Source organism: Bradyrhizobium iriomotense (assembly GCF_030160715.1).
In the GTDB taxonomy this organism is placed as follows: Bacteria; Pseudomonadota; Alphaproteobacteria; order Rhizobiales; family Xanthobacteraceae; genus Bradyrhizobium; species Bradyrhizobium iriomotense.
In genome coordinates, this window is the sequence record NZ_BSOW01000009.1 from 105,924 (window position 1) to 129,965 (window position 24,042).

The following is a 24,042-nucleotide window of genomic DNA, read 5'->3' on the forward strand; positions in this document are numbered from 1 at the left end:
AGTCGTCGCAAGCACAGGGCTGGTTCGCGGCGACAGCGAAGATTGCGATCGTTTTGTCGCCCGGCATGGACGAAACGGGCGAGTTGCGGAGGCCGTTAGCAGAACAGCTATCCGTGCATCGTCCGGCCCCGGCGCGCTGCACGGCCGGGCCGACCGCGGCCCGGCCGTTGACGCCCTCGACCTCTACGCGTTCGCGCCGCCGTCGACGGTCAATGTCGAGCCGGTGACGTACTTGGCTTTCGCGCTCGCCAGGAATGCAACCGCGTTGGCGATGTCCTCCGGTGCGCCAAACCGGCCCAGCGCCATGAACTGCTTCAATGACTCCGCGGTCGAGCCGCTGGCCGGGTTCATGTCGGTATCGATCGAGCCCGGCTGCACGAGGTTGACCGTGACGTCTCTGGGGCCGAGCTCCCGAGCCAGGGCCTTGGTGAACGCGATCAGGGCCGACTTCGACGCGGCGTAGACGCCGAGTACCGGCGACGGAACGCGGTCGGCAAAATAGCTGCCGATGGTGATGATGCGACCGCCCTTGCCGAGGTGGGGCAGTGCGGCCTTGCTCGCGACGATCGGCGAGCGGACGTTGACGTCCAGCAGCGCGTCGATGTCGCCGAGCGCGATGTCGTTCAGGCCGCCCAATCGCAGAATTCCGGCGTTGTTGACAAGGATATCAAGCCCGCCCAGTTCCGCGACGGTCTTGTCGATCGAGGCCCGAACGGCAGCGACATCGGCGCTGTCGGCCTGGATCGCGACGGCTTTCCGCCCCGTCGCCTTGATGGCGTCAACGACCTTCGCGGCGCTGTCCGCCGACTTTTCGTAAGTGATGGCAACGTCGGCGCCTTCCGCGGCAAGCGCTTTCGCGATGGCTGCGCCGATACCTCTGCTTGCGCCCGTCACCAGGGCCCGTTTTCCTGTCAGCGTCATTTGATCTCTCCAATTCTGTAATGATCGACACAGAATATGTGGCGGCTTGATAGATCGCGTCAAGTGAATTATGTGTTGATCATTACAGAAAGAGGCGCGATGGCAGGACGACCACGGGAATTTGATCGCGAGGCGGCGTTGGAGGCCGCCATGTTCCTGTTTTGGCGCAAGGGTTATGCGTCCGCCTCGATGAACGATCTGTGCGAGGCCATGGGCGTCCGCTCGCCGAGCCTCTATGCCGCCTTCGAAAGCAAGGAGGCGCTCTATCTGGCGGCGATCGAGCATTACGTCCTGACCCAGGGACAGCCGGTCTGGGACCGGCTCGCGGAGGGCGCGACCGCGCGTGCCGGCATCGCGAACCTGCTGATCACGGCGGCCGAGACCCTGCCAAGATCCCGGGTCGCACCGGCCGGCTGCATGGCCGTGCTCGGCGCCGTCAGCGATGAATGGCCGCCCTCGATCGCCCGCGCGGTCAAGAAGGTGCGGCTCGACATGCTCGGCAATTTGCGCGCGCGGTTAGAGGCTGCGCTGGCCAATGGCGAATTGCCGGCCGCAACCGACATCGATGCCCTGAGCCGGTTCTACCTCAGCGTCTTCCAGGGCATGGCCATCCAGGCCAAGGACGGCGCCACGCCGACGGAGTTGAGAGGCGCCGCCGAGGCGGCCATGGCTGCGTGGCCCGGGGGAGGACCCAACGCGCGACGAGAACAACGCATGGAATAGCGCGCCAGGCTAGCGGGCATGCTGTACGCGCGGCTTCAAGTCGATCAAGCCGCGATCCACAAGCGTGCGGTGGAATCGGCGTTTCCGTTCGGAGGCCGATGCAAAGTAGGTGTTTCCGCAATCGTCGAGCAAGCTCGCACGCGTGGCGAAGATTGGATCAAGCGGGAGGCCTGCACGTTGCAAAGCGACGGTTCCCAGAAAAGCGATATCGAGGTCCGTGCCTCGCCCTGGGTCGAAGTGAGGGATATTCAAAGCCTCGATCGCATAGAATGTACGAAACGGACGCCGGCTATCTCCCGGGCCTTCCAGGTGCCGATCGATCCGTCTCGTCAGCACGGGTTGATGGTCCCCATAGTGCATCACGAGAACAGGGCGCCCCGGAAAACTGTTTGCCAGCTTCTCTCTGAGCTTTTGCCAGGTCGAGGCGGTCTCCACGAGTCGCGCATAATATTCGGCATATTCGTCATCGGGAAGGCTCGCCATGGCAAAGGCGCGCTCCTCCTCAAACTGCCCGGGCGGCACCAGCCGCCGGTTATGCGGACCATGATTGAAGTTGGTCAGCACGTAGAGAAATCGAGGTGACGGGTCATCGGCAATCCTCTTGGCGTGAGCATCGATCGCCGCATCGAGAAACATGGCATCCGAATTCGTCGCCTCGAAACGTCTGATATCAAAGGGCGGCGGAAAATCGTCAATGAAGATGCGTTCGTCGATGCCGATCGAGCTGTAAAATTCATCGTAGTCGAGAAAGTTGCGACGACAGCTCGATGTGAGCGTCGTCTTGTAGCCGAGCGACGCCAACGAACGCGGCAGGCTGCTGTGGAATCGGCCGGCGCCTTTCTTGAAGAGGTAGTACGCGCTCGAGCCGAAGCTTGCACTTGAAAGACCGGTCAGCAGGCTGAATTCCGACTGCCACGAGCCGCCACCGAAGATGTCCACGTTGAGGCGGCCAAATTCCCCGTCTGCCGGGGACAGGAACGCTTCGACGACCGGCTCGATCGGCAGGCCAAAAATGCGCGGGTCGAAGATCGACTCGTGCTGGATGACGATGATGTCCGGACGGTCGCCGGAGCGCGCGGGCATCGCCTCCTTCAGCGGCAGCGGTTCGTTTGCGATATCGCTCAGAGCCAGCCCGTTGAACTGCCGCCAGGACGCGGGGTCGATGAGCGAGGCCATGAAGGTCGAATAAAAGCACCGCCCTTGCGTCAGCGTCAGCCGCAAGGACGTGGCGCCCTTGATGGCGGAAGCTTTCGCGAAGCCGATGAGTGCAAGGCAGACCAAGGGAATTCGAACGGCAACGGAAATCGGCGATCCGGCGCCGTAGACCAGAACCGCGATCGAAGCGGAAGCAAGCAAGATGCCGGCGACGAGAACACCCAGCATCATGCGTGGGTATTGCAGCACGAAGAATGGGACTGTGCCTGCAAACGCAAGCGGCACATCGGACACGACCAATTTGAGGGCACTGTGCTTGAATTTTACGATCGATACGCCGGCGATTGCGACGGCCAGCATGCCAGACAGCAGGATCGCTCTCTCGAAATCGGCAACAAAGACCAGCAACAGGGCTGCGTTGAAGAAGAGCGCCGCGATCGCAAACAGCAGGTGCTCGACGCTGCGTTCTGTCAGGGCAACGGCGCAGATGGTCGTCACAAGTGCCAAGGTCAAAGCCATGGGAGCAGGATGCCGCCACGGCCTGAGACGTGTCAAATGGCTTTGCAGACTAGGCGGGGCATCGTGCGGACAAGGCGCGCTGGAGACCTTCTTGGTCAGCCCACGAGCAACGATTTCGTGGTGCGATCAGAGAGATCGGTGTAGCTCTTGTTCCGCTATCTGAGAAGACCGGCAATTCGCTCCGACCGAACAATGGCGTCGCCAAGATCGACAAACCCGTCAAGGTCGCGCGGGGCTGCCGCCAGCCCGACGCCTTTCGTGTCGCCCGCATGCGGTGCCCACACCTCCCGGGTCTCAAGAAGGTAGACGCCATATACCGCCCGCAGTTCACCGGCCTCGTTAGTCCCGACGCCTTGCTGTATTGAGTAAGCAGCGAGCGCGGCGTTGGTCACGATCGATGCCTCAATAAGGGCCTCTCGGTATCCCGGGCGGTGCGCAACCTCCGGTCCGAACGCCGTGGCCAACTTCCTTGCGCACGTCTGAATCACGACCAGCAAACGATCCAGAATGTTGCGCAGCGAATGCTTCGTCGCGAGGGACAAGTAGTCGCCGGGATCCAGGAACACATCCACAGCGCTGGTCACAGCGCCGCATCCGCTATGTCCCAAGACAACGATGAGTTTTACACTGCCGCCCAGGTGGTCCACCGCAAACTTCAGGCTGCCCAGGACGTCCGTGCCCAGCACGTTGCCTGCGACCCTGACGACGAAGAGGTCGTTCGGGCCTTCGTTGAAGATGAGTTCGATCGGCACCCTGGCGTCCGAGCAGCCAAGAACCGCGGCGAAGGGGTGCTGGGTGGGTGTTCCGATTTGGCCAGAGATCAGGCCTAGATCACGCGCATCGACGGGCACAACTCTCTCTGTTCGCCCATGTTCGTCTTTGACCTGATCGAGGAGCGCGGCGAAGGTCCGGTTGCCTTCATCGAGACGTAGTAGCGCTTGGTCGCTATCGGATGGTCGGTGTCTCGCAGGCGCATCTGCTTGATATCGGTAGATGACGTCGACCGTTTTCACATCGGCTTCCTTTTGCGGTTAGCCTGCCTGTCTCAAGGTCACCAAAAGTACCTTCTCGACAGTTGCGGTGCGATCGATGTCGCCGACCTTGTCCTCGAGGCCATCGGCGCGCAAGAGATCGCGCACTCTTCCGTGGGCGCCGACGATCCGCAGCGCGACAGCGCGGCTCGAGAGCTCGGCCTCCAACTCGCGCAACATCCGCGAGCCCGCGAGATCGATGAACGGTGAAGCGGACAGATCGCAGACCACCAGACGGATCGGGCCTGAGGTGGATTGAACGCGGGTCAGAACGGCTTCCAGCACGGCATCGGCATTGGGGTAGATCAGCGAGGCCTCCGGTCGGAACACGACCACGCCAGGCACCGGCTCGTTGTCAGGATGGCGCTCCATGTCGGAATATTGTTCGGTCCCGGGAATGCGCCCGAGGAAGGCGACGTGGGGCTGCGATGCACGCGCCAGCAGCAGCAGAATGGAAGCCAGCGCCGCGAGCAGGATGCCGTGAAGAATTCCAAGCCAAAGCACGGCCAAGAGCGCGATCGCCGCTGCCAGGAAGTCGAGCCGGCTGACGTGCCACATGCGGATCATCGCCGGGAAATCCAATAGTCCATAGATCGCGGTGAGGACGACCGCGGCGAGAACGGCCTTCGGAAGGTTCTCGAGTAGCCCCGTGAGAAAAAGTAGGCACAAGGCCAGTGTGACCGAGGCGAAGATGAGCGCCAAAGGGGAGCGCGCGCCGGCGTTGTCGTTGACGGCCGACTGCGACAGTCCACCGGCAACCGGGTAACCCTGTCCAATGGCTGCGGCGAGATTGGCGGCGCCGATGCCGAGAAGCTCCTGGCGTGCGTCGACCGCATAGCCGTGCTTCGCCGCAAGGGTTCGCGCGGCGGACACGCCCTCGATGTACGCCAGCAACAGGCAGCCCCCCGCAAGCGGCAGGATGCCTTCGACGTCTCGGATCCGCAGCGCCGGCGGGGCGAGGCTCGGCAGACCCGACGGGATTTTGCCTGTCACAGGAACACCGAGCGCCGGCAGACCGAGCAGAGTCGCGGCCGCGATGGCCAGCACGACGACGCCGAGAGCGACGGGTCGCCTCGGGAGCAGACGTCCGCCGGCGACGAGCAGAATGAGGGCCACGAGCCCGACAGCAAGGACCAGCAGCTGGGTCTGACCGAGCTGTCCGACGAACAGATAGATTCGTTCGAAGAAGTTGTGACCGCCGCCTGGGACGCCGAACAGGCTCGGCAGCTGCGTCATCGCGATGGTGAGGCCGGCACCCGCCTTGAACCCGACGAGAATGCTGTCACTGATCAATTTGACCAGCGCGCTCAACCGCAGCAGCCAGGCGAACAGGCTGAGTACGGCCACGGTGAAGGCTGCCAGGCTGGCGATCTGCACGTAGCGGAGTGTGTCGCCGGCGGCCATCGCGCCCACCGTGCCGGCGATCATGAGCGAGATGGCGGAGGTCGGCCCGATCGCAAGCTGGCGCGAAGAACCGAACAGTGCGTAGCCGATGCCTCCGAGCAGGTAGCCGTAGATCCCAACCTGCGGAGGCAGCCCGGCCAGTCCGGCATAGGCAAGGGAGACCGGGATTGCGTAGGCTGCGAGCGTCACGCCGGCGATGATGTCGGAAGGCAGCCAGGCCGGAGAATATTCCGCGAGCCACCGGGTTGGTGGCAGCCAGGATAGCCACGAAGTCTGCCGCTCGACGCTGCCCGTTTGTCCTGTCGCATCGGCCATGGTGCCAAGCCTTTCGGCGGATGAAACGGTAACGTTGATGTGGCTGCACTGCCGATAGCTTGATCCAAGTCAACGCTTCCGATCGAAAAGTGAACAAACCCGAAGGTCGATAAGGCCGGGGTTCATGATGGATCGTGCGAGCCACAAATCAGAGGCCAGGACGCGGCCGACCGTCGGCACAACACCTCACATCGTTTCCCCAGACGATCGCGCTGCCGCCGGCAAGGCTCTTCGCGGCAAGCTTGCGCGCGAGCAACATGGCGGCTGGAAGCCGTCAAAAGACCGGCCGAACCCGATCGACATCTTGCAAAAGTCGGACGCCGGCCGGGTGAAGGAGCTGGTGCCGATCCGCTATGGCCGGATGCTGCAATCGCCGTTCGCATTTTATCGTGGCTCTGCGGGCGTGATGGCCGCGGACCTGGCGCGGACGCCGAGCACCGGGCTGAGCGTGCAGGCCTGTGGCGACTGCCACCTCGCGAATTTCGGAGGCTTTGCGACGCCCGAACGCCATATAATTTTCGACATCAACGATTTCGATGAGACGTCGCCGGCCCCGTGGGAATGGGACATCAAGCGCCTCGCCGCCTCGGTCATGCTTGCCGCACGATCGATTGGATTGTCCGACGCCACAGGCCGCGATTGCGCCACGGCTGCTGCGCGCGGCTATCGCGAACACATGCGCGAATACTCAAGAATGGATCCGCTCGCTGTATGGTACGCCAACATCGCCGCCGAGGATTTGATAGCGATCGCGCCAAAGAGTGCTCGGAAACGTCTGCAACGGCGGATTGACCATGCGGCCACGGACAGGGGCTCGGAGCTGGATTTTCCCAAGCTTGCCGGCAGCGTCGGTGGGCAAATCCGTATCACGGAGCAACCTCCGCTCATCTTTCATCCGGAGGCGGCACGCGCTCCTGATTTCCTTTCGACACTCGAAGGAATCTTGGGCACCTACAGGGATTCCCTGGCCGATGACCGGCGTCAGCTGTTCGACCGCTACCAACTGGTCGACGCCGCCATCAAGGTGGTCGGCGTTGGAAGTGTGGGCCGGCATTGCTGGATCGTGCTCATGATGTCGGAGGCCAACAGTCCGCTGTTTCTCCAGGTGAAGGAGGCGGCGCAATCCGTTTTGGAGCCCTATGCGGGAAAGAGCGCCTATCATCATCACGGACAGCGCGTGGTAATGGGTCAGCGTCTGATGCAACCTGCGTCGGATTCTTTCCTCGGCTGGCTTACAGGCCCCCGCGACCGGCAATTCTACGTGCGGCAGCTGCGCGACGCCAAGATCAAACCCCTGATTGAAGCGTTCGACGCGGAAGTTCTGGAGGTCTATGCGAGCGCCTGCGGCTGGGTGCTCGCGCGTGCGCATGCCAAGGTCAGCGAGATATCGGCGACGATCAGCGGCTATCTCGGCTCATCCAGCGACGAATTCGACCAAGCCATGGGCCGCTTTGCGGTTGCCTACGCCGATCAGGCCGAGCGCGACCATGCCGCCCTGAAAGCTGCTGTGAAGAAAGGCGACATCAAGGTTTATTTGGAATCCTAACAACAGCGCCCAGCATGAAGAGCGAGATGGCTGCGATCGCGCCCGTGGTCAAGGGAGTGTAGGGGCCCTTGACCGCGGCTGCGCGATTTTCGAGTTTACTTGGTATCCGTCGTCACTTCCGGCCAACGGTGTCACTATCCGCCCGCTCGATGGCCGGAGGATTCCAAACCCCGGTCAACGCCTCCGACTTCGGCGCATAGAGGCGCATGGTGAGGTTGAACGGTCCTTTTGGCGTGGGCAGCCAGTTGGCTTCGCGATCGACGCCGGGATTTTCGTTCTGGAAGTGGAGTGTCAGCGACCCATCGGCGTCGCGCTTGAACGGCATCCAGCTGCTCACCGCAAAGCGATTGAGTGGATTCGCAACCTGGAAGCCGTCATTGTCATACAGGGTAATCGACCAGAATGCTTCGACCGGCGGCATCGTGTCTTTGGTGAAGCGGATGATGTACTTGTTTGCGCCGTCGAGCGGCTTGCCGTTTTGATCGGCAATACTGCCCGGGTAGATCGCATCCTCCGGCAGATTGGCGCCGAGGCCGACCTGGGCGACGATCGCGCGCTTCAAGTAGTAGTTCCCGTAAACGCCCATCGTGTCCGTGTTCATGGACCAGTTGTTTGCGACGCGCGCCAATGTCGGGACTTTCCATGCCATCAGCTTTTGCGCCTGCGCCGGCGCGTCTTCGACAGCCTTCCGTACCGTCGCGTCAACTTTGGTGATGTCGAAGCTCTTGCCCTGTTCGAGGCCGATCCGCTTCATGCGCGCGACGATTGGCTCATCGGTGATGTGCGGCGGGTTGGCCTTGAGCAGCTCTGCTGCATAGGCGAAGAATTTATCGCCGGCCATCGTGTCGACTTGTGTTTTCGGTGGAGTCTTGACGTCGACGCTGGGATCGACGGTCTGCGTCACGGCGACGGAGGGCTTGCCCCATCCGGACAGCGGCGTGATCTTGTAACCCTTCTGCACCTCATGAACCGCGGCATAGTCGGCGGGACCATCGGTCTTGGTGCGACCGATGATCCAGACGTAAGGCGTGGGCGCGTCGATGCGCGCGAAACCCGCCGGCACGTTTCCGTTCCAGCCCGGCGGTACGACCAGAAAATCGGCGGCCTTGGTGCCTGTCGTGCGCAATCCCGGTGACGCGAACACATCGCTCCACATGTCGAGCATCGGCAGCAGGTAGTAGCGGCCGCCGGTATCTGGAACCGAAACGACCATGGGCTCTCGCGTCAGGTCCAGCCAGGCGCTGGAATACAACGTGTCGAAATTGGGCCGCACCACCGCCTTCATGTCCGCGGTCGGGTAGGCCTGGATATTGTCGAACGTGTTGGGAGGACCGCCCATTCCCGCGGTCTTGGGATCAGAATTGATGAGCTGCTTGCGCGTCAGGTCCATCGTCACGAGCGGATAGAAGTAAACATATGCTTCTGCAGCGATGGCCTGTGCCTCGTCCGCAGAAATCGATTGAGCAAAGCTCGGCGCCGATGTCGAGGCCATGAGAATAAGACCTGACGAGACCGCAGCAAGCGATGACAGATGCTTCTTCATGATGATTTCTCCGGAACTTGTCTGCGCCGTTGACCAATGATCCAAGTGGATATGCGCTGGGGGTATTTTCCCCATTTCCTTCCTTCAAAGGCAAAGAACGGATGGCGGGCGGGCCAGCTAAGGAGCAAGGCGCCGCGTTCTGATTGACTTAGATCAAGGATGTCTGGCTTGGGGGCACTTGCAGACGCTCCCGATCGGTTGGGCCGTGCGGGCTCAACACCTGGGAGCAGATAGTCCTGGACTAATAAGGACGCGCCCTAATGGCGACTGTCGATGATGCCATTGTGCCGGTGATTTGCCCGACGCGTCAAATGATTTTTTCTAAAATCCGAAATTCGCGCAGGCAGCCCTCGGCTCCTTTGCATGGGGTTGTTTTCGATATTTTTGTCGGAAGGCTATCCCGCGCCCAGCGCCACGGCGACGTTGTACACCACCAGGCTCGCGGCATAGGCGAGCGCCAGCATGTAGGCGAAGGTGGTCGCCATCCATTTCCAGCTTCCGGTCTCGCGCCTGATCACCGCGAGCGTCGAGGCGCATTGCGGGGCGAAGATGTACCAGGCGAGCAGCGACAGGGCGGTCGCCAGCGACCATTTGGTCGCCAGCACCTGGCCGATCTGCTCGGCCGCTTCCTTGCCGCCCTCGATCGCATAGACCGTGCCGAGGGCCGCCACCGCGACCTCGCGCGCCGCCATGCCCGGGATCAGCGCCACTGCGATCTGCCAGTTGAAGCCGACGGGCGCGAGCAGCGGCGCGATCGCCTTGCCGAGGATCGCGGCGAGGCTGTAGTTGATGGCGGGGTCCGCGGCACCCGCCGGCGGCTGCGGGAACGAGGCCAGGAACCAGATCAAGACCATCATCGAGAAGATCGTGGTGCCGGCGCGCTGCAGGAACATCTTGGCGCGCGTGAAGATGCCGATCGCGATCGATTTCGGCCGCGGCATCTTGTAGTCGGGCAGCTCCAGCATGAAGGGCGCCGGCGCATAGTCGCGCAGCATGAAGAACTTGATCAGGAACGAGACGAGAAGCGCGCTGATGATGCCGGCAGCGTAAAGGCCGAACATCACGAGGCCCTGGAGGTTGATGAAGCCCCAGACCTGTTTCGGCGGAATGAAGGCGGAGATGATCAGCGTGTAAACCGGAATGCGCGCCGAGCAGGTCATCAGCGGCGCGATCAGGATCGTGGTCAGCCGGTCGCGCCGGTTGTCGATCACGCGCGTCGCCATGATGCCGGGAATGGCGCAGGCAAAGCTCGACAGCAGCGGAATGAAGGCGCGGCCGTGCAGCCCGGCGCCGCCCATGATGCGGTCCATCAGGAACGCGGCGCGCGCCATGTAGCCGAAATCTTCCAGCAGCAGGATGAACAGGAAGATGATGATGATCTGCGGCAGGAACACGATGACGCTGCCGACGCCGGAGATCACGCCGTTCTGAAGGAAGCTCTGCAACAACCCGGCGGGCAGGGTGTCGTGCACGAACTGGCCGAGCGCGTCGAACGAGGAGGACAGCAGCTCCATCAGCGGCTGCGCCCAGGCGAACACCGCCTGGAACATCACGAACAGGATGAGGGCGAGCACGATGAGGCCGCCGACGGGATGCAGCACCACGGCGTCGATGCGTGCGGTCCAGGTGTCGGGCCGGCTCGGCAGGCTGACGGTGGAGGCGATGATCCGGTCGGCCTCGCGCTGGGTGGCGCGCAGCTCGGCGACGCTGAGCGGTCGCCAGTTGTTCTCCTGGGGCTGCGGCGCTACCCCCGCCGAGATCTCGTCGGTCAGCTTGAGCAGGTCGGCGGTGCCGCCCTTGCGTACCGCGATCGAGGTGACCACGGGCACGCCGAGCGCGTCGGCCATCTGCGTCACGTCCACCGTGATGCCGCGGCGGGTCGCGATGTCGAACATGTTGAGCACCAGCACGATCGGCCGTCCGGTGCGCTTGAGTTCGAGCAGAAGGCGGATGGTCAGGCGCAGATTGGTGGAATCGGCCACGCACAGCACGAGATCTGGCCTCGTCTCGCCGGACGCCTTGCCGAGCACGATGTCGCGGGTGATCTCCTCGTCCGGGCTGCGGCCGCGCAGCGAATAGGTGCCGGGCAGGTCGACCACCGAGACCTGGCGTCCCAAGGGGGTGACGAAAAAGCCTTCCTTGCGCTCGACGGTGACGCCGGGATAGTTCGCGACCTTCTGCCGGCTGCCGGTCAGCGCATTGAACAGCGATGTCTTGCCGCTGTTCGGCGTGCCCACCAGGGCCAGATGCAGCAGGGGAGCTTCCATTGGATCAAAGGCCTGGGTCGGAGGTCCGGTCGCGCATTAGGCGACGATGATGGCCATGGCTTCGCGACGGCGCACCGCGATGGTGACGTTGTCGACGCGCACCGCGATCGGGTCGCGGCCGACGATACCCTCGTGCAGGATCTCGACCTTGGCCCCCTCGACGAAGCCGAGCTCGATCAGGCGGCTTTCCAGCTCGACATCCGACAGGGCCGAGCCCGCACCGCCGGCGGAAAGATGCTGGATGACGCCCGAATAGCCGCGCTCGGCCAGCCCCAGAGGCGAACCCGAGGGCGTGTCTGCGGAGGTTTGCGGGAGCGTGGTCTTGTCGTCGGTCATGCCCTGTATTTTCAACGGCAGCGAGACAGGTCAAGCGCGCTCACGCAGGTAGGACCGCACCTTAGAGTGATTTTAAAGTGCGGGCCTTTCTTGTCGAACGCCTGGGGGCGTTCTATTGCGCCGGGACCTTCTCGGACAGGACGGCCATAGCGCGGCTCTTGAAGTAATCGAGCACGAACAGGCGGATCGCGGACGACAGGTTGCCCTGCTGGCGATTGCTGTCGATTTCGCCGACCAGCTCCGACAGCGTCATGTTGCGCAGGCCGGAGATCTCCTTCATGCCGTTCCAAAAGGCCTCTTCCAGGCTGACGCTGGTCTTGTGGCCGGCGACGACAATCGATCGCTTGACGACGGGCGATTTCATGGCTGTTCCTCGCGCTCGATCCGATGCTGATCCAGGCGCTCCTTCGCTTGGGCTTCGCGCTTCTCCTCCGCCGATCGCTCGGCCTTGCTGCGGCCGAACTTCGCCCGGTTGGCCTCCGCCTGCTTCTCCGAGGCTTCCCGCTCGGCGCGCTTCCGGAAGCGGTTCAAGTTGATGACGTTCCCCATGCCGCGTCTCCATCAGCCAATCCTCGGCAGGCAGGATAAAATCTTTGAAAATAAAGCGCTGTGCCGCGCACCATGAGACTTGATCGCCATTTGGTCCTCGTCAATCGGCCTCTGATACCATCAAACAATCAATTTTCGCCGGGTCAGGGCAAATACCCGCCTAGCATGCGCCAGGCCCAGAACATTGACGGTAATCAAATCCCTCCATTCCGGCCTCATTTTTCCTGGGGTTTAAGCCTCCGTACGATTACGGAGGCCTATCAGAATTCGGAATTCAGCCGGGATGGGTCATTTTCTCGGGCTGGACCAGCCGCTCGAACTCGTCCGCCGACACGAAGCCGAGCCGGAGCGCCTCTTCCTTCAGGGTGGTGCCGTTGGCATGTGCAGTTTTGGCCACCTTGGCCGCGTTGTCGTAGCCGATCTTCGGCGCCAGCGCCGTCACCAGCATCAGCGAGCGCTCCATCAGCTCGCGGATCCGCTTCTCGTCGGCGCGGATGCCGGAGACGCAATGCTCGGTGAAGGAGCGCGCCGCGTCGGCAAGCAGCCGGATCGAATGCAGCATGTTGTAGGCGAGCACGGGCTTGAACACGTTGAGCTCGAAATGGCCCTGGCTGCCGGCGAGTGTGATCGCGGTGTGATTGCCGAACACCTGGCAGCACACCATGGTCATCGCCTCGCACTGGGTCGGGTTGACCTTGCCGGGCATGATCGAGGAGCCGGGCTCGTTCTCGGGCAGGATCAGTTCGCCCAGCCCCGAGCGCGGGCCCGATCCCAAGAGGCGGATGTCGTTGGCGATCTTGAACAGCCCCGTCGCCACCGAATTGATGGCGCCGTGTACGAGCACATAGGCATCGTTCGAGGCCAGCGCCTCGAACTTGTTGGCGGCGCTGGTGAAGGGCAGCTTCGTGATTGAAGCGACGTGCCTGGCGAACAGTCTTGCAAAGCGCGGCTTCGAGTTGAGTCCGGTGCCGACCGCGGTGCCGCCTTGTGCCAGCGGATAGAGGTCCTTCACCGCAACCTTCAACCGCGCGATGCCGCTTTCGACCTGTGCGGCGTAGCCGGAAAATTCCTGGCCGAGCGTCAGCGGCGTCGCATCCTGGGTATGGGTGCGGCCGATCTTCACGATCTTTGCGAACGCCTTCTCCTTCTTGCGCAGCGCACCGAGCAGCTCGGACAGGGCGGGAATGAGATCGGCCGTGATCCGGCCGGCTGCCGCGATATGCATTGCGGTCGGGAACGAGTCGTTCGACGACTGGCTCATATTGACGTGGTCGTTGGGATGAACCGGCTTCTTGGCGCCGAGCTCGCCGCCGAGCAGCTCATTGGCGCGGTTGGCGATCACCTCGTTGAGGTTCATGTTGCTCTGGGTGCCCGAGCCGGTCTGCCACACCACCAGCGGAAAGTGGTCGTCCAGCTTGCCCTCGACCACCTCGCGCGCGGCGCGGATGATCGCGTTCGCCCGGCGCTGGTCGATGAGGCCGAGCTCGCGATTGGTCTGGGCTGCGGCCAGCTTGACGATGCCGAGCGCATGCACGAGCGAGATCGGCATGCGGTCTTCCCCGATGCGGAAATTCTGCCGGGAGCGCTCGGTCTGCGCGCCCCAGTAGCGGTCGGCGGGGACCTCGATCGGACCGAAACTGTCGGTCTCGATCCGGGTGGAAGACCGGTTTGAGAGGCGGGTCGTCTTGTCCATGAGCGCATCCATTCTGCCGCGCGGAACGCGCGCAGCTTCTCGATGCACATCTATATAGGTGGTTTGGCCGCGCTTGGATTGTCGCGCGTTGCGGCCTTACATCATTTCTTGCGGAAGCGATCCAGTCGCACGACCTCGGCGCCGCCCTGGTTGGGTGCAGTCGGCTCGTCCTCAGCTTCCGCCTTCTCGGCAGCCGGAGCGGGGACCGAGACAGCCGAGGGAGCAGGGGCCGCAGGGAGTGCTGCGGGCGGCACTTCGGCGACATCCGAGGTGTCGAACTGGAGGCCGAATTTCACCGATGGGTCGAGGAAGCTCTTGATCGCGCTGAACGGCACCACCAGCCGCTCCGGAATGCCGCCAAAGGACAGGCCGACCTCGAAGCGGTCTTCGAGCACGGTCAGATCCCAGAACTGATGCTGGAGGATGATCGTCATCTCGTCGGGGTATTGCGCGAGCAGCCGCGGCGACAGCTTTGCGCCCTCCGCCTTCGACACGAAGGTGATGAAGAAGTGATGCTCGCCCGGCAATCCGTGCGCCGCGGCATCGCTCAGCACCTTCCGCAGCACGCCGCGCAATGCGTCGCGTGCCAGCACGTCGTATCGGATATGATCGGTCGCCATTATCGATCCTGACTATCGGTCCTGTCGCATTCGTTCGAGCCAGTGCCGCGCCGACTCGCCGAGCTGCAATGGTACCGCGCCCGACCGCCCGGCAGGAGTCCCGCCCGCGAGAAAAAGTAGGCGGGAGAAAAATGGAAGTGGAGGCTTCTGTTGCCAGGTGCCTCCGAACCCCGCCTAGCGGAGCTTAACCCGCTAGGACTTTAGAGTGGTCTTTCAAACTGCGTTACGCAGCCTGAGCAACCGGAGCAAAGTTGTCGTTGGCAACTATTGCAGTAGCCCGATAACGGCGGAACAATACCGGGAAAAAGTACGCCCTTTACGCCCTCGTCGATCCTATTTCGCCCCCGCCAAAGCCCGCTCTGGGGTAGCCCGCTGGTGGGCTTTGGTGGAGGCGCCGGGTACCGCCCCCGGGTCCGAATGGTTTATTGCGACGACCGTTTATTTCCATAGCCGGCAAGCCGGCACCCCTAATATAGGGGGCAAAGGTCGGGAAAGACAGGGGTTTGGCGCGAGTTCCTTTGGATAGCTTCGGGCGCCGGCAAGGCCGGCCTTGGCGCGGGGATAGTGGCCCCCTTAAGCTGCCGCGATGTCCCCGGATTCCGCACCGGCCGTTCAAGAGCCGGATATGCCCGCCAAGACCGTCCCCCCGGGCCTGTTCGCCCTGTTCATGGCCTTCGCCAGGATGTCGCTGGCCGGGTTCGGCGGCGTCCTGGTGTTCGCGCGGCGGGCGATCGTGGACGATCACCGCTGGATGACGGCGGACGAGTTCAACGAGACCTTTGCGCTCTGCCACTTCCTGCCGGGGCCCAACATCGTCAACCTGTCGATGGTGTTCGGCTCGCGGCTGCGCGGGCTTGCCGGCGGCGTTGCCGCCTTTGCCGGGCTGCTGGTGCCGCCGACCCTGATCATGACGGCTCTCGCCGTGCTGTACGCCCATTTCGGCGAGCTCGAGGTTTTGCGCCGGACCCTTGCCGGGGTGTCCTGTGCCGCGGTTGGACTCCTGATCGCGGTGGTCTTTCGCATGATGATGCCGCTCTTGAAGCGGGCCGACGCCATCGCCCTCGTCCTGATGGCCGCCGTGTTCGTCGCGATCGGAGTGCTGCGGCTGCCGCTGCAAGCCGTGCTGCTGGTCGCGATCCCCGCCAGTATCGCCGTTACGGTAGCCCTGCGACGGAAGGTAGCAGCATGAACAGCGAAAACCCGATCTGGGCGCTGATCTCGACCTTCGGCCTGATGTCGCTGTTCGCGGTCGGCGGCGCGGCCGCCGCGGTGCCGGAGATGCACCGCATCGCCGTCGACGTGCACCATTGGATGACCGACAAGCAGTTCGCCGACGCCTTTGCGATCTCGCAGCTCTCGCCCGGACCGAACGTCCTGATCGTCACGCTGATCGGCTATGCGGTTGCCGGCATTCCCGGCGCGCTCGCGGCAACGCTCGCGATGTGCCTGCCCACGGCCCTGCTTGCCTACTATGTGAGCCGTCTCCTCAATCGTCCCAGCCAATCGCGCTGGCCCGCCATGATCCAGGCTGCCCTGGTTCCGTTGTCGATCGGCCTGATGGCGGCAAGCGCCCTGATCCTTGCCCAATCCACCACGCACACCGTGATTGCCGCGCTGCTGATGGCCGGCGTTGCGGTGCTTGCCTCGGTGTCGCGCGTCAATCCGCTCTGGCTGTTGCTTGCCGGGGGCGTCTTGGGTTTTGCTGGCGTTGTGTGATGAAAGTCGCTAGGCAATGATGCTGGTGGTGGGGATCCAATTCCATCTAATAGAACAACAAGACTCGTGACTTAGGGGTCGCGGAGGAGACATGCATGGCCGACACGATGGGCCACTCGGCGACAGCGACGCGAAACACATCGCTCGCAATCGGCATCGTCCTGCTGGCGCTCGCGCCGCAGATCTTCGAATTCATCTGGTCGATCGGTACCCTCTTCGGATGGGGGAGCGGGCGCGGCCCGGCGACCGTCTTGATCAGCCATGCGACCGCGCTTCTGGCGGGGGCGCCCGGCGCTGCGTTCGGGTCGTTCGGCGCTGATGCCAAGAAGGCGCTGTCCTCGGACGTGCTGCTGGCGCTGATCTACTCCTATCCGCTGTTTGCGGTCGCGATCCTCACGCTCTTCATGACCATCCGCGCGCCGCAGGACTATATCGGCGGCATCGTGTTGATGGCGGTAGCGTTGTTCGCGCTCTGGGCGTCCAGCGACCTGCACGGCATGCAGGGCTTCAAGTTCGGCGCCGGCACCGCGCCGCGCATGTTCGGCGGGCTGCTGGTCGCGCTGGCCGCCGCGATCGCGCTGACGGGACTTCTGAACGAGGGGGCGGGGCTCTCGCATTACTCCTGGCGCGGGCCGTTGTTCGTGATGGCGGCGATCGTCTTCTTCGCCTTGGCGATCCGCCCGCTGGGCCTGATCGTCTGCGCGTTCGCCAGCTTCCTGATCGCGGCGGCCGGCTCGCACGAGACGCGCTGGACCGAGGCCGTCATCGTCGGCGCCTTCCTGACGCTCGGCTGCGCACTGCTATTCCCTTACGTGCTGGGACTGCCGATGCCGATGTTCCCGCGATTCCTGGTCCAGTGAGGGCGTGATGGTCGATCTCTTTCACAATCTGGGCCTCGGCTTCGGTGTCGTGTTTCAAGTCAGCTGGTGGTCACCCTGGTGGCTCTTCGGTTTGTCGCTTCCGATCTCGATCAATATCCTGATGTGCCTGATCGGGGCGCTCGTCGGCACGCTGGTCGGCGTCCTGCCGGGCATCGGCACCGTCGCAACGGTCGCCATGCTGCTGCCGATCACCTTCGGGCTGCCGCCGGTCGGCGCGCTGATCATGCTCGCGGGCATCTATTACGGCGCCCAATATGGCGGCTCGACCACCTCGATCCTGGTCAACATTCCCGGTGAAGCGACCTCCGTCGTGACGGCCATCGACGGCCATCAGATGGCGAAGCAAGGCCGTGCCGGTCCGGCGCTGGCGATCGCGGCGATCGGCTCGTTCTTCGCCGGCTGCGTGGCGACCGTCCTGATCGCCGTTCTCGGCGCGCCCCTGACCAAGCTCGCGCTGGCCTTCGGCCCGGCCGAGTACTTCTCGCTGATGGTGCTCGGTCTGATCTTCGCGGTTGTGCTGGCGAAAGGTTCGGTGCTCAAGGCGATTGCCATGATCGTGTTCGGCCTGTTGCTGTCGATGGTCGGCTCCGACATCGAGACCGGCGCCTCGCGCATGGCCTTCAACATCCCCGAGCTCGCCGACGGCCTCGGCTTTGCGACGGTCGCGATGGGCGTGTTCGGCTTTGCCGAGATCATCCGCAACCTCGACGCCGGCGCGGAGATGAACCGCGATCTCGTGCAGCAGAAGATCACGGGGCTGATGCCGACCAGGAAAGACCTGATCGACTCGGCGCCCGCGATCGGACGCGGCACCATCCTTGGTTCGATCCTCGGCATCCTTCCGGGCGGCGGCGCGGTCATCGCGTCTTTCGCCGCCTATACGCTGGAGAAGAAGATCGCGAAGAATCCGTCGCGGTTCGGCCGCGGCGCGATCGAAGGCGTGGCTTCGCCGGAAAGCGCCAACAACGCTGCGGCGCAGACCTCCTTCATCCCGCTGCTCACGCTCGGTATTCCGCCGAACGCGGTGATGGCTCTGATGGTCGGCGCGATGACGATTCACGGCATCGTGCCGGGCCCGCAGGTGATGCAGAAGCAGCCGGACCTGGTCTGGGGCATGATCGCTTCGATGTGGATCGGCAATCTGATGCTGATCATCATCAACCTGCCGCTGGTCGGCATCTGGGTGCGCCTGTTGCGCGTGCCCTACCGGCTGATGTTCCCCTCGATCGTGATCTTCTGCGCGATCGGCATCTACTCGGTGAACAACGCGCCGGTCGACGTCATTCTCGCAGGCGTGTTCGGCCTCGTCGGCTACTGGCTGATCAAGCACGATTTCGAGCCGGCGCCGCTGCTGCTCGGCATGGTGCTCGGACCGCTGATGGAGGAGAACCTGCGCCGCGCGCTGCTGATCTCGCGCGGCGACTGGAGCGTGTTCGTGACGCGTCCGCTCTCCGCCGTGCTGCTTGCGGTCGCAGCCGCGCTCCTGGTGCTCACGGTTCTGCCGGTGCTGCGCGCCAAGCGCGACGAGGTGTTCACGGAATCGGAGAACTGATCCTGTCGCGCCTGCGTCGGCGCGCCGCATAGACCCTCGGTGCTGCTTCGTGAAATGAAAATGCCGGCCGCATTGGCCGGCTTTTTTGTTTGTGCTCAGAGGGAACCGAGATGAAGTCCGTTCGCCTGCTTGCGCGCGCGTGTGTCGCTGCGACCGCCGCGCTGTGCGCCTTTGTCGCACCGGCGGCCGCGCAAAGCTATCCGACGCGCAGCATCATTATGATCGTGCCGTTCGCGGCCGGTGGTCCGACCGACGTCGTCGCGCGCATCGTCACGGCGCATATGGCGCAGACGCTCGGACAGAGCATCATTATCGAGAACGTCGTTGGTGCAGGCGGCACCACTGCCACCACGCGCGCCGCGCGCGCCGCGAACGACGGCTATACACTGATCACCGGGCATATGGGCACGCATGCCGCCTCCGTGCCGCTCTATCCCAAGCTCGTCTATCATCCCGAGAAGGACTTTGAGCCGGTCGCGCTGCTGGCGGGCACGCCGATCCTGATCCTGGCGCGCAAGGATTTTCCGCCGAAGGATTTGAAGGAGTTCGTCGCTTACGTGAAGGCCAATGCCGAGAAGGTCAACGCTGCGCATGCCGGTGTCGGCTCGGTCTCGCACGTGTCCTGCGAGCTCCTGCATTCGATCCTCGACATCAAGCCGGTGGGCGTGCCCTTCAACGGCACGGGACCGGCGATGAACGCGCTGGTCGCTGGTCAGGTCGACTATATGTGTGATCAGATCGTCAACGCCGTGCCGCAGATCAACGCCGGCACCATCAAGGCCTATGCGATCGCGACCGCCGAGCGCAATCCATCGCTGCCGAACGTCCCGACCACGGCGGAAGCAGGATTGCCGGCCTTCCAGGCCCAGGCCTGGAATGCGATCTTTGCGCCGAAGGGAACGTCGCCCGCGATCCTCGCAAGCCTGAACGCAGCCGCCTCCAAGGCGCTCGACGATGGGGCCGTGCGCAAGCGCCTGCTCGACCTCGGCAGCGTCATCCCGGCACCTGCCGAGCGGACGCCGGAAGCGCTCGCCGCCCTCGTCAAAGCCGAAATCGCGAAGTGGACCCCGGTGCTCAAGCCGGCGACTTAAGCAGTCCGATCAAGCTGATAGGCAAGGGGCGGGACGCAAGTTCCGCCCCTTGTCGTTTGCCGGCGGAACGCTCACTTTTCCGGGTATAATCTGTGTGCAGCAGCGAATCGCTGCTGTCGCGGCACGGGACCGGCCGCTAAGTTCGCCGTCCCCCAAAAGGCCCATAGCGCACGCATGCACCAGTATCAGGACCTGCTCGAGCGGATTCTCTCAGACGGTGTCGAGAAGCGAGACCGGACCGGCACCGGGACGCTGTCGGTGTTCGGCCATCAGATGCGCTTCAACCTCGCGGCCGGCTTTCCGATGCTGACCACCAAGCGGCTGCCGCTGAAGGCGATCGTGCATGAGCTATTGTGGTTCCTGAAGGGCGACACCAACATCAAGTACCTCAAGGACAACGGCGTCACCATCTGGGACGAATGGGCCGATGCCAACGGCGATCTCGGGCCAGTCTACGGTCATCAATGGCGCTCCTGGCCTACGGCTGACGGGCGCAGCATCGACCAGATCGCCAACGTCGTCGACATGATCAAGCGCAACCCGGACTCACGCCGGCTGATCGTCACCGCCTGGAATCCCGCCGACGTCGAGAAGATGGCGCTGCCGCCCTGCCACCTGCTGTTCCAATTCTATGTCGCGAACGGCAAATTGTCGTGCCAGCTCTATCAGCGCTCGGCCGACGTCTTCCTCGGCGTGCCCTTCAACATCGCCTCCTATGCGCTGCTCACGATGATGGTCGCGCAGGTCACGGGGCTGAAGCTTGGCGACTTCGTGCACTCGCTCGGCGACACGCATCTCTATTCCAATCATCTGGAGCAGGCGCGGCTTCAGCTCACGCGGACGCCGCGCCCGCTGCCGGTGATGCGGATCAATCCGGACGTGCAGGACATCTTCTCCTTCCGCTATGAGGATTTCGAGCTTGTCGGCTATGATCCCCATCCGCACATCAAGGCGGAAGTCGCGGTCTAGCGCCGATGTCGCTTCTGATCCGTCGCGCTCGATCCGATGAGACCGGGCTCGTTCTCTCCTTCATCCGCGAGCTCGCCGAGTACGAGAAGCTCTCGCACGAGGTGGAAGCGACGGAAGCGATGATTGCGGAGGCGCTGTTCGGCGCGAACCCGCGGCTCTATTGCGCGATCACCGAATGGAACGGCGAGGCGGTCGGCTTCGCGGTGTGGTTCGTCAATTTCTCCACCTTCAGCGGCCGCCACGGCATCTATCTCGAGGATCTCTACGTGCGGCCCTCGCATCGCGGCAAGGGCATCGGCACGGCGCTGCTCAACTATCTCGCCAAGGAATGCGTCGACAACGGCTGGTCACGGCTGCAATGGTCGGTGCTGGACTGGAACGCGCCGTCGATCGCGTTCTACAAGTCGCTCGGCGCCGTCATGATGGATGACTGGACGCTGTGCCGCGTCACCGGTGACGCACTGACGCGGCTTGCAGGGAAGGCGCCCTGAGATGGAGATCGTCTTCGTCGTGGCCATCGCGGAGAACGGCGTCATCGGCGCCGGCAGCGCCATCCCGTGGCGGCTGAAATCCGACATGCAGCGCTTCAAGGCGCTCACCATCGGCAAGCCGGTGGTGATGGGCCGCAAGACCTTTGAGTCGCTGCCCCGGCCGCTGCCGGGTCGCACCAACATCGTCATCACCCGCGATGCGGGCTTCCGCGCGGCTGGCGCCGTCGTGACCACGTCCTCGGCGGATGCCTATGCGATCGCGCGCGGCGATGCCCTGCGGCGGTCGGTCGCCGAGATTGCCGTGATCGGCGGCGCCGAAATCTATCGCCAATGGCTCGATCGCGCCGACCGCCTCGAAGTCACCGAGGTGCATGCGCGCCCCGAGGGCGATACTGTCTTTGAGATCAATCAGGCAGAGTGGGAGGAGGTCGCGCGTGTCCGTCATCCGGCGGGAGGCGACGACAGCGCCGATTTCTCCTATGTGACATATCGTCGGCGGCCGTAACATTAACCGCTTTCACCAATGTTTACATTGACTTTTCCTCAGCGCGGCATAGCTCGGAGACGGTCAGGCGTGCGTTGTAAGGGGGCAAGGCGTCCCCTATAAAGCCGGACCGGACAAAGCGGGCGGGGGCAATTCCAGACCCTGCCGAGGAGACTGTCGAATGCCGTGGAAGAATCAGGGCGGTGGCCCGTGGGGCTCTGGCCCGAAAGGGCCATGGGGCACAGGCCCGCAACCGGTCGGGCCGAGGCCGCCGGATCTGGAAGACCTTCTGCGGCGCGGCCAGGACCGGCTCCAGCAGCTTTTGCCGGGCGGTTATTTCAGCGGCATCGGCATCACCGTCATCGTGCTGTTCATCGCCGCGATCTGGCTCGCCTCGGGCTTCTTCCGCGTGCAGTCGGAAGAGCTCGGGGTCGTCCTGCGCTTCGGCAAGCATGTGCGCACCGTGCAGCCGGGCCTGAACTACCATCTGCCCTATCCGATCGAGACGGTGCTGCTGCCGAAGGCGCTGCGTGTCTCGACCATCTCCATCGGCATGACGCTGATCGACGATCCCTCCAGGCGCGGCCGTACCATCCGCGACGTGCCAGAAGAGAGTCTGATGCTGACCGGCGACGAGAACATAGTCGACGTCGACTTCACCGTGCTCTGGCGTATCAAGCCGGATGGTGTCGGCGACTTCCTGTTCAACATCCAGAATCCCGAGGGCACAGTGAAGGCGGTCGCCGAAAGCGCGATGCGCGAGGTGATTGGCCGCTCGCAGATCCAGCCGATCCTGACCGGCGCCCGCAACACCACCGAGCAGGGCGTGCAGGAGCTGATGCAGCGGACGCTCGACGGCTACGGCTCCGGCATTCTGATCACCCAGGTGCAGATGCAGAAGGTCGACCCGCCGGCGCAGGTCATCGACGCCTTCCGCGACGTGCAGGCGGCGCGCGCCGATCTCGAGCGGTTGCAGAACGAGGCCCAGACCTATGCCAACCGTGTCGTGCCCGAATCGCGCGGCCGCGCCGCACAGATCCTCCAGGCCGCCGAGGGCTACAGGGAACAAGTGATCGCCGAGGCCAAGGGCCAGAGCGCGCGCTTTTTGAAAGTGTACGAGGAATACAAGAAGGCCCCCGACGTGACGCGTGAACGGATTTATCTGGAGACGATGGAGCGCGTGCTCGGCGGCTCGGAAAAGCTCGTCTATGACGGCGCCGCGACCGGACAAGGCGGTGTCGTGCCCTATCTCCCGCTCAACGAGCTGACAGCGAAGCGGCCGGCGGCCACCTCCGGCCAACAGACCGGAGGCACCCGATGAGGTCTCCGGTTACAGGCATCGTCTCGCTGATCGTCCTGCTGCTCATCCTGATCGTGGCCTACAGCTCGGTCTTCACGGTGCAGCAGACCGAGCAGGCGCTCGTGGTCCGTCTCGGCGAGCCCGTCAAGGTCGTCACCGAGCCCGGGCTGAACTTCAAGGCGCCGTTCATCGACAGCGTGATCAGCATCGACAAGCGCATCCTCGATCTGGAAAACCCGTCGCAGGAAGTGATCGCCTCCGACCAGAAGCGGCTCGTGGTCGACGCCTTTGCGCGCTACCGAATCAAGAACGCGCTGCGCTTCTATCAGAGCGTCGGCTCGATCCAGGCCGCCAACCTCCAGCTCACGACGCTGCTCAACGCGGCACTGCGCCGCGTGCTCGGCGAGGTCACCTTCATCACGGTCGTGCGGGACGAACGCGAGAAGCTGATGGGCCGCATCCGCGAGCAGCTCGACCGCGAGGCTGACGGCTACGGTATCTCGGTCGTCGACGTCCGGATTCGCCGCGCCGACTTGCCCGAGCAGAACAGCCAGGCGGTCTACGACCGGATGAAGACCGAGCGCCAGCGTGAAGCAGCCGAGTTCCGTGCGCAGGGCGGCCAGAAGGCGCAGGAAATCCGCTCCAAGGCGGACCGCGAGGCGACCGTGATCATCGCGGAAGCCAACTCGCAGGCTGAGCAGACGCGCGGCGCGGGCGATGCGGAGCGCACGCGGCTGTTCGCGGAAGCCTACGGCAAGGATCAGGACTTCTTCGCCTTCTTCCGTTCGATGTCGGCCTATGAGACCGGGCTGCGCTCGAGCGACACTCGCTATCTGCTGCGGCCGAACTCGGATTTCTTCCGGTACTTCGGTAGCCCAAGCGGCAAGGCGGGCGCCGAAGCGCAGGCGGCGCCGAAACAATAAGACGGAACAAGGG

At 63.7% G+C, this 24,042-nt stretch carries 23 protein-coding genes and 1 other RNA gene; 12 read left to right on the forward strand and 12 right to left on the reverse strand.

Translation table 11 applies throughout. The annotated features are described in order from the left end of the window. Positions 1-183 precede the first annotated feature (183 nt). Positions 184-921: a 3-oxoacyl-ACP reductase family protein gene (locus tag QQL28_RS14745; RefSeq protein WP_284266369.1), complete on the reverse strand. Its 738-nt coding sequence runs from the start codon at positions 919-921 to the stop codon at positions 184-186. Positions 922-1,071: 150 nt separating this feature from the next. Here QQL28_RS14745 and QQL28_RS14750 point away from each other — a divergent pair, with 150 nt between their 5' ends. After that, on the forward strand, positions 1,072-1,644 hold the full coding sequence (locus QQL28_RS14750; RefSeq protein ID WP_284266371.1) for a TetR/AcrR family transcriptional regulator: 573 nt from the start codon (positions 1,072-1,074) through the stop codon (positions 1,642-1,644). 9 nt (positions 1,645-1,653) lie between these two features. Here the strand turns inward: QQL28_RS14750 and QQL28_RS14755 are convergent, their stop codons facing one another. From QQL28_RS14755 to QQL28_RS14765, 3 genes are all read right to left on the reverse strand, one after another. Next, positions 1,654-3,318: a sulfatase-like hydrolase/transferase gene (locus QQL28_RS14755; protein WP_284266372.1), complete on the reverse strand. Its 1,665-nt coding sequence runs from the start codon at positions 3,316-3,318 to the stop codon at positions 1,654-1,656. A gap of 155 nt (positions 3,319-3,473) precedes the next feature. Further along, complete coding sequence (locus tag QQL28_RS14760) at positions 3,474-4,331, reverse strand: carbonic anhydrase (RefSeq protein ID WP_284266374.1); 858 nt, start codon at positions 4,329-4,331, stop codon at positions 3,474-3,476. Between the two features lie 18 nt (positions 4,332-4,349). Continuing rightward, positions 4,350-6,068 carry a SulP family inorganic anion transporter gene (locus QQL28_RS14765; protein WP_284266376.1) on the reverse strand — a complete coding sequence of 573 codons (1,719 nt, stop codon included), beginning with the start codon at positions 6,066-6,068 and terminating at the stop codon, positions 4,350-4,352. 127 nt (positions 6,069-6,195) lie between these two features. Between QQL28_RS14765 and QQL28_RS14770 the strand changes: the two genes are divergently transcribed. Continuing rightward, entirely contained in the window at positions 6,196-7,614 is a 1,419-nt protein-coding gene (locus tag QQL28_RS14770) for a DUF2252 domain-containing protein (protein ID WP_284266675.1), read from the forward strand. Between the two features lie 112 nt (positions 7,615-7,726). Here QQL28_RS14770 and QQL28_RS14775 read toward each other — a convergent pair whose 3' ends face one another. From QQL28_RS14775 to ssrA, 8 genes are all read right to left on the reverse strand, one after another. Then, positions 7,727-9,157 (reverse strand): DUF1254 domain-containing protein, encoded by a 1,431-nt coding sequence (locus tag QQL28_RS14775; RefSeq protein WP_284266378.1) that lies wholly within the window; start codon positions 9,155-9,157, stop codon positions 7,727-7,729. 395 nt (positions 9,158-9,552) lie between these two features. Then, complete coding sequence (gene feoB, locus QQL28_RS14780; RefSeq protein ID WP_284266380.1) at positions 9,553-11,424, reverse strand: ferrous iron transporter B; 1,872 nt, start codon at positions 11,422-11,424, stop codon at positions 9,553-9,555. Between the two features lie 36 nt (positions 11,425-11,460). After that, positions 11,461-11,760 carry a FeoA family protein gene (locus QQL28_RS14785; RefSeq protein ID WP_284266382.1) on the reverse strand — a complete coding sequence of 100 codons (300 nt, stop codon included), beginning with the start codon at positions 11,758-11,760 and terminating at the stop codon, positions 11,461-11,463. A gap of 112 nt (positions 11,761-11,872) precedes the next feature. Next, positions 11,873-12,124, reverse strand: coding sequence for a ribbon-helix-helix domain-containing protein (locus QQL28_RS14790; RefSeq protein ID WP_284266384.1), 252 nt, complete (start codon positions 12,122-12,124; stop codon positions 11,873-11,875). Further along, positions 12,121-12,309: a DUF4169 family protein gene (locus QQL28_RS14795; protein WP_284266386.1), complete on the reverse strand. Its 189-nt coding sequence runs from the start codon at positions 12,307-12,309 to the stop codon at positions 12,121-12,123. The genes QQL28_RS14790 and QQL28_RS14795 overlap by 4 nt, the downstream gene beginning before the upstream one ends. A 274-nt stretch (positions 12,310-12,583) precedes the next feature. Further along, positions 12,584-14,014, reverse strand: coding sequence for a class II fumarate hydratase (gene fumC, locus QQL28_RS14800; protein ID WP_431309603.1), 1,431 nt, complete (start codon positions 14,012-14,014; stop codon positions 12,584-12,586). A gap of 89 nt (positions 14,015-14,103) precedes the next feature. Continuing rightward, positions 14,104-14,622, reverse strand: a complete 519-nt coding sequence (locus tag QQL28_RS14805) for an SspB family protein (RefSeq protein WP_027524421.1) — start codon at positions 14,620-14,622, stop codon at positions 14,104-14,106. Positions 14,623-14,758: 136 nt separating this feature from the next. Beyond that, positions 14,759-15,124: a transfer-messenger RNA gene (gene ssrA / locus QQL28_RS14810) on the reverse strand. 84 nt (positions 15,125-15,208) lie between these two features. On the opposite strand from ssrA, the gene QQL28_RS14815 reads away from it, so the two are divergent. The 10 genes from QQL28_RS14815 to hflC all read left to right on the forward strand — a co-directional run bounded on the left by QQL28_RS14815 (position 15,209) and on the right by hflC (position 24,029). Beyond that, complete coding sequence (locus tag QQL28_RS14815) at positions 15,209-15,811, forward strand: chromate transporter (RefSeq protein WP_284266395.1); 603 nt, start codon at positions 15,209-15,211, stop codon at positions 15,809-15,811. Further along, the gene (locus QQL28_RS14820; RefSeq protein WP_284266397.1) at positions 15,808-16,338 is read left to right on the forward strand and encodes a chromate transporter; all 531 of its coding nucleotides are present in this window, start codon (positions 15,808-15,810) and stop codon (positions 16,336-16,338) included. Before QQL28_RS14815 ends, QQL28_RS14820 begins: the two co-directional genes overlap by 4 nt. Before the next feature lie 95 nt (positions 16,339-16,433). Next, a complete protein-coding gene (locus tag QQL28_RS14825) occupies positions 16,434-17,198 on the forward strand; it encodes a tripartite tricarboxylate transporter TctB family protein (RefSeq protein WP_284266399.1) in 765 nt (254 codons plus the stop codon). A 7-nt stretch (positions 17,199-17,205) separates the two neighbouring features. Then, complete coding sequence (locus QQL28_RS14830; RefSeq protein ID WP_284266401.1) at positions 17,206-18,771, forward strand: tripartite tricarboxylate transporter permease; 1,566 nt, start codon at positions 17,206-17,208, stop codon at positions 18,769-18,771. 110 nt (positions 18,772-18,881) lie between these two features. After that, entirely contained in the window at positions 18,882-19,862 is a 981-nt protein-coding gene (locus tag QQL28_RS14835; protein ID WP_284266403.1) for a tripartite tricarboxylate transporter substrate binding protein BugD, read from the forward strand. Between the two features lie 174 nt (positions 19,863-20,036). Further along, positions 20,037-20,831, forward strand: a complete 795-nt coding sequence (locus tag QQL28_RS14840; RefSeq protein WP_284266405.1) for a thymidylate synthase — start codon at positions 20,037-20,039, stop codon at positions 20,829-20,831. Between the two features lie 5 nt (positions 20,832-20,836). Further along, a complete protein-coding gene (locus QQL28_RS14845) occupies positions 20,837-21,322 on the forward strand; it encodes a GNAT family N-acetyltransferase (RefSeq protein ID WP_284266407.1) in 486 nt (161 codons plus the stop codon). Between the two features lies 1 nt (position 21,323). Then, positions 21,324-21,827, forward strand: coding sequence for a dihydrofolate reductase (locus QQL28_RS14850; protein ID WP_284266409.1), 504 nt, complete (start codon positions 21,324-21,326; stop codon positions 21,825-21,827). A gap of 160 nt (positions 21,828-21,987) precedes the next feature. Further along, positions 21,988-23,127, forward strand: a complete 1,140-nt coding sequence (gene hflK / locus QQL28_RS14855; RefSeq protein ID WP_284266411.1) for an FtsH protease activity modulator HflK — start codon at positions 21,988-21,990, stop codon at positions 23,125-23,127. Next, positions 23,124-24,029 carry a protease modulator HflC gene (gene hflC / locus QQL28_RS14860; protein WP_284266413.1) on the forward strand — a complete coding sequence of 302 codons (906 nt, stop codon included), beginning with the start codon at positions 23,124-23,126 and terminating at the stop codon, positions 24,027-24,029. The genes hflK and hflC overlap by 4 nt, the downstream gene beginning before the upstream one ends. The last annotated feature ends 13 nt before the right edge of the window (positions 24,030-24,042 follow it).